The sequence below is a fragment of the Streptomyces sp. genome, assembly GCF_031181705.1.
GTDB lineage: Bacteria > Actinomycetota > Actinomycetes > Streptomycetales > Streptomycetaceae > Streptomyces.
This window is the reverse complement of the sequence record NZ_JAPSKN010000065.1, coordinates 21,244-30,500: the sequence shown is the minus strand read 5'-3', so window position 1 is coordinate 30,500 and position 9,257 is coordinate 21,244. Positions and strand designations below refer to the sequence as shown.

Annotated in this window: 10 protein-coding genes and 2 pseudogenes; 5 read left to right on the top strand and 7 right to left on the bottom strand. The window is 72.9% G+C overall.

Going from position 1 to position 9,257, the window contains the following annotated elements; genetic code table 11:
* Positions 1 to 314, top strand: a pseudogene (locus RIN80_RS14860) (N5,N10-methylene tetrahydromethanopterin reductase); the annotation flags it as partial.
* A 40-nt stretch (positions 315 to 354) separates the two neighbouring features.
* Here the strand turns inward: RIN80_RS14860 and RIN80_RS14855 are convergent.
* The 3 genes from RIN80_RS14855 to RIN80_RS14845 form a co-directional block, all read right to left on the bottom strand.
* Positions 355 to 1,476 carry an NADAR family protein gene (locus tag RIN80_RS14855; RefSeq protein WP_309096053.1) on the bottom strand — a complete coding sequence of 374 codons (1,122 nt, stop codon included), beginning with the start codon at positions 1,474 to 1,476 and terminating at the stop codon, positions 355 to 357.
* Positions 1,477 to 1,604: 128 nt separating this feature from the next.
* Complete coding sequence (locus tag RIN80_RS14850; protein ID WP_309096052.1) at positions 1,605 to 2,609, bottom strand: peptidase; 1,005 nt, start codon at positions 2,607 to 2,609, stop codon at positions 1,605 to 1,607.
* Positions 2,610 to 2,899: 290 nt separating this feature from the next.
* Positions 2,900 to 3,382 (bottom strand): SRPBCC family protein, encoded by a 483-nt coding sequence (locus RIN80_RS14845; RefSeq protein WP_309096051.1) that lies wholly within the window; start codon positions 3,380 to 3,382, stop codon positions 2,900 to 2,902.
* A gap of 171 nt (positions 3,383 to 3,553) precedes the next feature.
* Here RIN80_RS14845 and RIN80_RS14840 point away from each other — a divergent pair, with 171 nt between their 5' ends.
* Complete coding sequence (locus tag RIN80_RS14840) at positions 3,554 to 3,982, top strand: hypothetical protein (RefSeq protein WP_309096050.1); 429 nt, start codon at positions 3,554 to 3,556, stop codon at positions 3,980 to 3,982.
* A gap of 430 nt (positions 3,983 to 4,412) precedes the next feature.
* On the opposite strand, the gene RIN80_RS14835 is transcribed toward RIN80_RS14840, so the two are convergent.
* A complete protein-coding gene (locus RIN80_RS14835) occupies positions 4,413 to 4,691 on the bottom strand; it encodes a zinc-ribbon domain-containing protein (protein WP_309096049.1) in 279 nt (92 codons plus the stop codon).
* 156 nt (positions 4,692 to 4,847) lie between these two features.
* Here RIN80_RS14835 and RIN80_RS14830 point away from each other — a divergent pair, with 156 nt between their 5' ends.
* Positions 4,848 to 5,342 (top strand): DUF5949 family protein, encoded by a 495-nt coding sequence (locus tag RIN80_RS14830; protein WP_309096048.1) that lies wholly within the window; start codon positions 4,848 to 4,850, stop codon positions 5,340 to 5,342.
* Between the two features lie 55 nt (positions 5,343 to 5,397).
* Here RIN80_RS14830 and pgm read toward each other — a convergent pair whose 3' ends face one another.
* Entirely contained in the window at positions 5,398 to 7,038 is a 1,641-nt protein-coding gene (pgm, locus tag RIN80_RS14825) for a phosphoglucomutase (alpha-D-glucose-1,6-bisphosphate-dependent) (protein ID WP_309096047.1), read from the bottom strand.
* Positions 7,039 to 7,267: 229 nt separating this feature from the next.
* On the bottom strand, positions 7,268 to 7,696 hold the full coding sequence (locus RIN80_RS14820; RefSeq protein ID WP_309096046.1) for a hypothetical protein: 429 nt from the start codon (positions 7,694 to 7,696) through the stop codon (positions 7,268 to 7,270).
* Positions 7,697 to 7,835: 139 nt separating this feature from the next.
* Between RIN80_RS14820 and RIN80_RS14815 the strand changes: the two genes are divergently transcribed.
* Together RIN80_RS14815 and RIN80_RS14810 are read left to right on the top strand one after the other, a co-directional pair.
* The gene (locus RIN80_RS14815; protein WP_309096045.1) at positions 7,836 to 7,985 is read left to right on the top strand and encodes a hypothetical protein; all 150 of its coding nucleotides are present in this window, start codon (positions 7,836 to 7,838) and stop codon (positions 7,983 to 7,985) included.
* Positions 7,986 to 8,093: 108 nt separating this feature from the next.
* A complete protein-coding gene (locus RIN80_RS14810) occupies positions 8,094 to 8,972 on the top strand; it encodes a hypothetical protein (RefSeq protein ID WP_309096044.1) in 879 nt (292 codons plus the stop codon).
* Positions 8,973 to 8,978: 6 nt separating this feature from the next.
* Here RIN80_RS14810 and RIN80_RS14805 read toward each other — a convergent pair.
* Positions 8,979 to 9,257 (bottom strand): annotated as a pseudogene (locus tag RIN80_RS14805) (epimerase); the annotation flags it as partial.

The window sequence follows — 9,257 nt, the reverse complement described above, 5'->3', positions numbered from 1 at the left end:
CGTTCGCCCGGGCCGCGGCCGGCGTCGACACCGCGTGGCAGGAGGCGGGGCGGACGGGTACGCCCCGCAAGCTGGCGCTGGCCTACTTCGCGCTCGGCCCGGACGCCCGGGCCCACGCGGACGGCTATCTCCGGCACTACTACGGCTTCCTCGGCGATGCCGCCGCGCAGGTCGCGTCCGGTGCGGCGGTGACCGCGGAGATGGCCGCGTCCTACGCCGAGGCCTTCGCCGCGGCCGGCTGCGACGAGCTGATCTTCATCCCGGCGGCGTCGAACCTGCAGCAGGTCGAGTGGCTGGCCGAGGCGACGCGCTGAACCGCCCGCCCCGCCAGGCGATTGGGCCACGCCCGTCGTTCTAGGCGAGCGGGGTGATTCCCGCCTGGTCGGCCCGGAGCTGCGCGCGGACGAGCTCCAGCAGGCGACCGGTCCAGTTGCGGCCGCGACCGCCGTTGTCGCCCCAGTGACCTGAGTCGGACTCGTCGTAGACGAGGGTCGCGTCGGCCGTGTCCAGGAGGATGCGCGCGAGGGCCGGGTGCTGGGTGTACTTGGCCCTCAGCAGCGCCGTCATGACCGCGGTCCTGGCCTGTTCCCACCCCTCGCGCCGAGGGGCGGCGACCGCGGCGTCGCGGGCGGCGAACACCGTGTCCGCGTCCCGCGCGGCGGCCCGGGCCGCGGGGTCGGCGGTGGAGAGGGCCCAGTACGCGTGGGTGACCGAGGGGTAGGTGTCGCCGTCGACCCGGAGGGGCGCGGGGTAGTCGTTGCGGAGGGCCTGCGTGCCGGGGTCGTCCGAGGTCCTGACCGGGTAGCTCTGGCAGAGGTGGATCGCGGGGGCCATCGGTGTCGCGGGCCCGTCCGCCGGTACCCGCGTGGGGCGTTCGGCCCGCCACTTCGCCCGGTCCTCGAAGTAGGCGACCGCCTCGTCGTACTCCTCCTGGTCGACGGTTTCGCCCGGGAAGGACTGCAACTCCCCGCCGGGGCCGGTCACCAGGACCTGCAGCGGCCCGTCCTTGCGGTCCATGTCGCCCAGCGCGTAGTGGCGTTGGGTCTCCGGGATGGCGTAGTAGGCGGCGCGGGCGACGGCCCGGTTCTCCTCGGTGGGCTCGGCGAGGAACGCGTCGACGGCGGCGAGGCAGCGGTCCGTGGAGTCCGGGCGGCCGTTGAGCTGGTCGATCGTGTCACGGACCTCGGCGAGCAGCAGCTCGGGGGTGAGCCAGGCGCACGGCTCGCTGAATCTCCACGCGGCCAGGTCGTGGGCGGAGACCCAGGCGCCGTCCGGGAGTTCGGTGGCGACCCAGCCGCTGCGCAGCTTCCGCTCGAACTCCTCCAGGGTGACCAGGCCCCAGCAGTCGATCAGTCCGTCGGCGTAGATGAACAGGTCGGTGAGGAAGTAGTCGCCGTTGCGGATGAAGGCGTGACGCCATGTTCCGGGGACGCGGACGCCGTCCGCCATGCGGGAGGTGATGCGGTTGCCGATCATTCAGGCCATTGTGTCGAGACCGGTGGTCCGCGCAACGGGTTTGTCGCCGACGGGCGTGACGCACGCACCCGGAGCCGGGTCCTCCGTGACGGCTCGGCGGAGGACCCGGCTCCCGGCTCGCCGGTGGTTCAGGAGGACTGGGCGCTCTGGTACAGGTTCTGCGCGTCGGCCCCGAAGTACGGGCCGTACATGGCGTTGGGCAGGAAGTTGTACTTGAAGCTGTTCACCGAGGACTGCAGTCCGGTGCCGGTGGCCTCGTCGAACTGCGTGAACCACGGGCCGCCGCTGGAGCCGCCGGTCATGTCGCAGGTCAGACCGTGGTCGCCGGAGAGCAGGAAGTCCCGGAAGGTGGTGCCGCTGCAGTAGATGAACTTCTCGCCGTCGTACGGGGCGGCGGCCGGGAAGCCGAAGGAGTACATGGCCTTGTTGTAGCCGGTGTTGAAGGCGAGACCCTGGCCGCCGACGACGTCGGTCAGCCGCTTTCCGTCGAGCGGGGCGACGACGGCCGCGCCGATGTCGTAGTTGATGTCCTCACTGGCCGTCCACTGCGGCGTGGACAGTGTCCTGGCCGCCGCCCAGGTGCCGTACGGCCGCTGCCCGTCGTGATAGCCCGGCACGAACACCCAGTTGGTGTGCCAGGCGCCCTGCATCTTCACGCAGTGGCCGGCGGTGAGCACCGTGCTCTTGTTGGCGCTGGTGACGGCGTTGCCGGAGCAGGACGCGGTGCGCCCCTGGTAGGTGAAGAACACGCGTCCCGCCGTCTTGGTGACCGCTCCCCCGCCCGACCAGGGGCCGCCGCCGTGCGGGAAGGCGAGGGGGCCGACGGCGGAGGCGGGTGCGCTGGGTGCCACGACGGTCGCCTTGCCCTTGCGCGGTGCCGCGGCCCGCACCTCGGAGCGGTCGACGGTCAGGACGTCGAGCGGGGTGGCCGCGCGCATCCGTTCCGGGGTCCAGAAGGCCAGGGCGCGCTCCTGCGCCGAGGGGGCCGCCGTGCCCGGTTCCGGGGCGGCGCCGGCCGGTGCGGCGGTGACGCCGGTCGCGAGCAGCGCGGCGACGCCGGCGAGTGCGCCGAGGACGCTGCGGCGCACGGAGGCGGTGCCGGACGGGCGGAGGCTACGGGGTCTGCCTATCACGCGGTCTCCTTCTGCTGTGGGGGCCGGGCGGCGGGAGCCGTCGCCCGGTCAGGCAGGGGTCTCACTGCGGACAGTCAGAGGGCAGCGTGCCACCCGGAAGCCGATATGGACAGGTGCATGTCAGAACGATGGCCGAAACGTCACGGACTCCGCGCGCGAAGCGCACAACACGGGCGGGCACGACGCGACGAGCGGGTACGACGCGTGCCACGCCGGCACGACGCGAGGCCCGCGGCACACAGAAACCCGGCCTCCTCGCGGAGGCCGGGTGCCGTGGTGAAGCCGTGGGTTCAGAGAGCGGGGCCCGTGCCGCCGCCACCCGGCTGGACGCGGCCGCGCCAGGCGCCGGACTCCGCGCCACGCTCCTCGATGTACTGCTTGAAGCGCTTCATGTCGCCCTTGACCCGGCGGTCGACGGTGCCCATCACGTCCGCGGCCTTCTCGGCCATCCCGCTGGGCTCGAACTCCATCACGAGCTCCACGCGCGTGTGGGTGTCGTCCACGCGCTCGAAGCGGACGGAGCCCTTCTGGTGGGTGTCTCCGCTGGTGGTACGCCAGGTGACGCGCTCGTCGGGCAGCTGGTCGACGATCTCGGTGTCGAACTCGCGCCGTACGCCGCCGACCTTCGTCGTCCAGTGGTTGTGGCGGTCGTCGACCTGCCTGACCTCTTCGACGCCCTCCATGAAGTTCGGGAACTCCTCGAACTGCGTCCACTGGTTGTACGCGGTGTGCAGGGGGACGTCGACTTCCACGGTTTCCCTGACAGTGCTCATCTGCATGCCTCCGTTTTCACTGATCGGCTGCGGGAGGCCCATCGGCCCACGCACAGGTCCGGGCTCGTGGCGGTCGAGTACCCGGAATGCCGCGGATGCCACCTCGCGAGTGATCCCCAGCCGATCGGAAACCGCCCACACCGGTCGGTCGAACGCCGGTACGATCCCGGCGTGCGCCTTCCCCGCTGTGCCCCGGGCTGGACCATCGCCGTCTTCGGCGTGCTCGCCGCCGCCCTCGGGGCGCTGGGCCTGGTCTCACCGAACGCCCAGCTGTCGCTGCTCGGTCTCGCCGCACCGCAGGAGCGCGCGGCCGGGGACTTCACCCCCGCGTTCCTGACGGCGTCGTCCATGGCGGCCCTCAACATGGGCGTGTACTACGTGCTGGCGGCCCTGGCCGACTGGCGGGCCTTCTTCCGCTGGACCGTGCCGTTCCGGCTGCTGACGTGCACGGTCTTCATCGCCGCCGCGATCGGCGGCAGGGCGCCGGACGTCTTCGTCGGGGTCGGGGTGTGGGAGGGGCTGGGCGCGGCGGCGACGGCCGCGGCGCTGTGGTCCGACCGTCGCCGGGCCGGAGCGCCGGCCCCCGCGACCGGCCCGTGAGCCGGTCGCCCTCCAGGGGACGGGAGAACCTCGGCCGCGGGGGCGGTTCGGACGGCGGACGGCACCACCTCGGCGGCGCCCTCACCGTGGCGATGGCCGACGCCCTGACCGCGTGCGGGCTGGTGACCTGGGAGGACGGTCCGGCGCTCACGGCGTCGGGGGCGGCGTGGCTGAGGCGCGTCGGCGTCGAGGAGGCGGTGGAGCGCCGGCACCTGCGGACCTGCCTGGACTGGACCGAGCGGCGCCCGCGTCTGGCGGGCGCCCCGGCCGCCGCCCTGTTCCGCCACGCGCTGGGCGCGTCGTGGCCGGTGCACGGCGACGGGGCCCGTGTCCTGCGGCTGACGGACCGGGGGCGGGACGCGTTGCGTCGGCACCTGGGCCTGGCGGAGGACGTGACGGCGGTGGGCCCGGCCCGCTGGAACCGCCGGGCTCAGAACCGGTTCTGCTGCTGCGGCTGCCCGTACGGCTGGCCGCCCGCGTCCTGGGCCTGCAGCTGCTCCGCCTGCTCCTTGGTCACTTTCTGTTCGGCGCCGCAGAAGGTGCACTGCGTCAGGTACTTCGTCGAGACGGGGAACAGCGGCACGAAGAACAGGGTGAACTTCGTGACGCGCTTGCGGAGCGTGTGCGCGGCGGGGTTGGCGCACTGGCCGCACACCAGCGTGAGTATCGCCAGCTGGTACAGGTATCCCTTGGTGCCAAAGATGATCACGTGTCGGTCCTCCCGGGTCGGATCTTCATCCAGTGTCCTGTATCGGGGGCCGGTGCGGTGCGCGGGCCCCTCGTTCGTGTGGAGAGCCCGGCGGGGTGTGGTCCAAGCGGGTGACAGCGGGCCGGGTGTCCCCGGGTGCGCCGGTACGGTGCCGCGGTGACCTCGATCTCAGCCGAAACGCAGCCCGTGCACACCGACGACCTGGGCTCCCTCGCCGTCCTGTCCTGGCGGGGCACCACCCCTGAAGGTGTCGACGTCCCCTACCTGCTGGCCTGTCCCCTCGGAGACGGCGCGAAGGGTCCCGAGGCGGCCGCGGAGGCCATCGAGCAGCTGCTGCAGAGCGCCGGGCTGCCCGTGGGCGAGGGGCTCGTCGACGCGACGCAGCGGCCCAGTCTGCCGGTGAGTCTGCTCGTCGTACCCGGGTCGGCCGTCCTGACCGTGAAGCACCTCAAGTCGCAGTTCGTGCCCCCGGAGACCTGGCTGGAGGCGGTGGCCAAGCTCGGATACGCCTACCTGATCTTCGCCACCCGCTCGTGGCCGGAGGGCACCGAACCCGGTGACGTCGAGACGCTGGCCGCCTTCACCTCCGACGAGGACGTGCTCACCTCGGCGGTGCACGTGGTGCTGCCCGCCCGCAGGCTGCGCGGCTGACTCCCCCGGCGGCCCGGGCCACGTGACGGTGGCCCGGGCCGCGGCGTGCCGGCGGTCAGGCCGACAGGGCCGCCAGCACCACGCTCTTGGCCTCCTCCTGGACCCGCCGCAGGTGGTCGGGGCCGAGGAACGACTCGGCGTAGATCTTGTAGACGTCCTCGGTGCCGGACGGGCGGGCCGCGAACCAGGCGTTGTCCGTCGTCACCTTGATGCCGCCGATGGGGGCGCCGTTGCCGGGCGCCTCGGTGAGCACCGCGGTGACCGCGTCGCCGGCCAGGGTGTCCGCGCTGACCTGGGCCGGGGAGAGCTTGGCGAGCAGGGCCTTCTCCTCGCGGGTCGCCGGGGCGTCGATCCGCGCGTAGGCCGGCTCGCCGAAGCGGGCGGTCAGGCCCGCGTAGTGCTCGGAGGGGGTCCTGCCGGTGACCGCGGTGATCTCGGAGGCGAGCAGCGCCAGCAGGATGCCGTCCTTGTCGGTGGTCCACACGGAGCCGTCGCGGCGCAGGAAGGACGCCCCTGCCGACTCCTCTCCGCCGAAGCCGATGGTGCCGCCGGCGAGCCCGTCCACGAACCACTTGAACCCGACCGGCACCTCGACCAGTTCGCGGCCCAGGTCGGCGGCGACCCGGTCGATCATGGCGGAGGACACCAGCGTCTTGCCGACGCCGGTTGCGGCCGGCCAGTTCCCGCGGTGGGCGTACAGGTAGGAGATGGCGACCGCGAGGTAGTGGTTAGGGTTCATCAGGCCCGCGTCCGGTGTGACGATGCCGTGCCGGTCGGCGTCGGCGTCGTTGCCGGTGGCGATCTGGAACCGCTCGCGCTGCTCGATCAGCGACGCCATGGCGTACGGCGAGGAGCAGTCCATGCGGATCTTGCCGTCCCAGTCCAGCGTCATGAAGCGCCAGGTGGGGTCGGTGTGCGGGTTGACCACGGTGAGGTCGAGGCCGTGCTGTTCGGCGATGCGGCCCCAGTAGGCGACCGAGGCCCCGCCGAGCGGGTCGGCTCCGATGCGCACACCGGCCGAACGGATCGCGTCCAGGTCGAGGACGGCCGGCAGATCGGCGACGTAGGTGCCGAGGAAGTCGTAGCGGCCGGTGGTGGGGGCGGCGAGGGCACGGGCGTGCGGGACGCGCCGTACGTCCTTCAGGCCACCGCGGATGATCTCGTTGGCGCGGTCCTGGATCCAGGAGGTCGCGTCGGAGGCTGCGGGGCCGCCGCTGGGCGGGTTGTACTTGAAGCCGCCGTCGGCGGGCGGGTTGTGGGAGGGGGTGACCACGACACCGTCCGCGAGGCCGGTGGTGCGGCCGCGGTTGTGGGTGAGGATGGCGTGCGAGACGGCCGGGGTCGGCGTGTAGCCGTCCGCCGCGTCGATCAGCACCGTCACCTCGTTGGCGGCGAACACCTCCAGGGCCGTGACCCGCGCCGGCTCGGACAGTGCGTGGGTGTCGGCGCCCAGGAACAGGGGGCCGTCGACGCCCTGCTCGGCGCGGTACTCGCAGATGGCCTGGCTGGTCGCGGCGATGTGGTCGTCGTTGAACGCGCTCGCCAGCGACGAACCGCGGTGTCCGGAGGTTCCGAACGCGACGCGCTGCCCCGGGTCGTCGAGGTCGGGGTGGAGCGCGTAGTACGCGGTCACCAGCCGAGCGACGTCGACGAGATCCTCGGGTCCGGCCGGACTGCCCGCTCGCTCGTGCTGCATGGGCCCGCTCCTCCACAGGGTCGATCCTTCGTGTGCGCTCTCATCCTTCCTCGTCACAGCCGTGCCGCGCGAGGGGGGCACCCCGGTGGGGGCCGGATGTGCGCCATGCCACGCGCGGCCGTGGGCCCGCGGGCACGCGAGGAGGCGGCGCTACGGGCCACCGGGCGTCCGGTGGCGCGCCGCGCCGCCTGCTCCCTCGTGGCCGGCACGCCGCGCGTGCCGGCCGTGGTCAGATCCGCCCGCCGGTGAGCCGGGTGAGCGGGCCGTGCGCACCGCGTTCCGCACGGCGGCCCACGGCGTACGACGCGGCGCTCAGGGCGGTCAGTCCGGCCCCCACGCCCGCGGCGACGAGCTTGCGGTGCGCGATGACCGTCCAGGCCGTCTTCGCCGTGGCGGCGACGTGTCCCGAGGCCGTGACGACCGCCTGGCGGCCCGCCTCGACGCCCTTGGCGGCTGTCTGCGCGGCCGTCTTCGCCGTCTCCGCGGAGCGCTCCGCGCCGGACTTGGCGGCTGACGCCACTTCACCGGCCTTCCCCGCGGCCCCCTTGGCGGCCTGCGACGCCGGGGCGGTCGCCTTGTCCGCCGTGCTGCGGGCCTTGGACTGCGTCGCACGGACGGTGGTCGACTTCTGATTCGTGCGCTTGTTCTCCTCAGTCATGTCACACCGCTTTGCCTCGGAGCCGGGCGCCAAACACATTCGGTCGCGCACCGACCGGGCGGCAGGTGCCTGAGCACGCCGTCCAGGGGGTAGGCGAGCTACAGAGATATTCCACCCCGATCACGAAGGAAGGTGCGTCATGGCCGGAATGCTCAACCGACTCAAGGAATTCGCCCGGAGCCCGCAGGGGCGGCGGGCAGCGGAGCAGGCCCGGCGGGCGGCGGCCGACCCCCGCAAGCGGGCCCAGGCCCAGCGGCTGCTCGGCAAGCTCCGCGGACGCCGCCACTGAACCACGGAGACCGACTCCTCCCGGTATCCAACTCCTCGCGTACATAGGTGTGTTCGCGTCCCTTCCGGGCACTTGGGTCGCACCACACACCTGAGAGGAGCTGGTTCGATGAGCAGCACAGGCAACGGCAGCAAGCTCTGCGTCTTAGGCGTCGCCGGGGTCCTGGCCGGCACGGTGCTGGTCGGCTGCGGTGACGGAGGTGACACGAAACAGGAGGCGGGCGCCTCCTCGGCGAAGACGAGCGCCGGGGCCGAGGAGCAGGGCACGCGTGCGGTGCGCTCGGCCTACGACCGGACCGCCGAGGAGGACACCGCGAAGGTCGAGCTGCGCGTGCGGACCTCGGCCCAGGGCCGCTCGGAGACGGCCAACGGGCAGGGCGTCGTGGACCTGGAGGACGGCGACAGCGTCATGACGCTGACGGCGCAGGGGCAGCGGATCGAGCAGCGCGTGATCGACCAGGTGCTGTACCAGAAGATGCCCGAGGGGCAGGCTCCGGGCGGCAAGCCCTGGATCAGGATCGACCTGGGGAAGGTCGCCGGCCGGCAGGGCGCCGGTGACCAGGGCGTGAGCGACCCGGCGCAGTCCGCGGCCTACGCGAAGGCCATCACCGACCAGGACGTGACCGAGAAGGGCACGGCCATGGTCAACGGTGCGCGGACCACGCACTACCGTGTCGGCGTCGACGTCGCCGAGCTGCCGAACGGCGACGCCCTGCGCAAGCAGGTCGGCCCGGCCCTGCCGATGGACGTGTGGCTCGACGACGAGGGCCGGCTGCGGAGGCAGCAGATCGACATGACCGTCAAGGCCGCGCCGCAGTCGGCCGGCCGGTCCTCCGGCGCCGCCTCGTCCGCGCCGGAGAAGGTCACGGTGCGCACCGTCATGGACTTCACCGACTTCGGCGCCGAGATCGAGGCGGAGAAGCCGCCGGCCGGGCAGGTCACCGACATGACCGGCAAGGCCCTCAAGCAGGGCAAGCGGCAGAGCTGACCGGGTTCATCGCACGTCACGGCCGCGGAGCCGCCGTACCAGGTCGTCCGCGGCCGCCGGCCACTGCCGGTGGTCGAAGGTGACGTGCGCTTCGAGGAGGCGGCCGGGGACGACGTGGAAGTCGACGGCGCGGACGAAGTCCCGGTCGTGGATCCAGGACACGTACCGCGCGCCACCGGCGACCGGTCCGCCGAGTCCGAGCCGGGCCAGCCGGAGCAGGACGTCGAAGACACCCCCGCGGTCGGGGCTCGTCACCATGGCGGCGCGCAGGGCCACCTTGCGGGT

Bases quoted from the DNA above. Each gene is read 5' to 3' on its own strand.
- RIN80_RS14855 (WP_309096053.1), bottom strand. From the start codon at position 1,476: ATGATCGGCAACCGCATCACCTCCCGCATGGCGGACGGCGTCCGCGTC.
- RIN80_RS14845 (WP_309096051.1), bottom strand. From the start codon at position 3,382: ATGAGCACTGTCAGGGAAACCGTGGAAGTCGACGTCCCCCTGCACACC.
- pgm (WP_309096047.1), bottom strand. From the start codon at position 7,038: ATGCAGCACGAGCGAGCGGGCAGTCCGGCCGGACCCGAGGATCTCGTC.
- RIN80_RS14820 (WP_309096046.1), bottom strand. From the start codon at position 7,696: ATGACTGAGGAGAACAAGCGCACGAATCAGAAGTCGACCACCGTCCGT.
- RIN80_RS14815 (WP_309096045.1), top strand. From the start codon at position 7,836: ATGGCCGGAATGCTCAACCGACTCAAGGAATTCGCCCGGAGCCCGCAG.
- RIN80_RS14810 (WP_309096044.1), top strand. From the start codon at position 8,094: ATGAGCAGCACAGGCAACGGCAGCAAGCTCTGCGTCTTAGGCGTCGCC.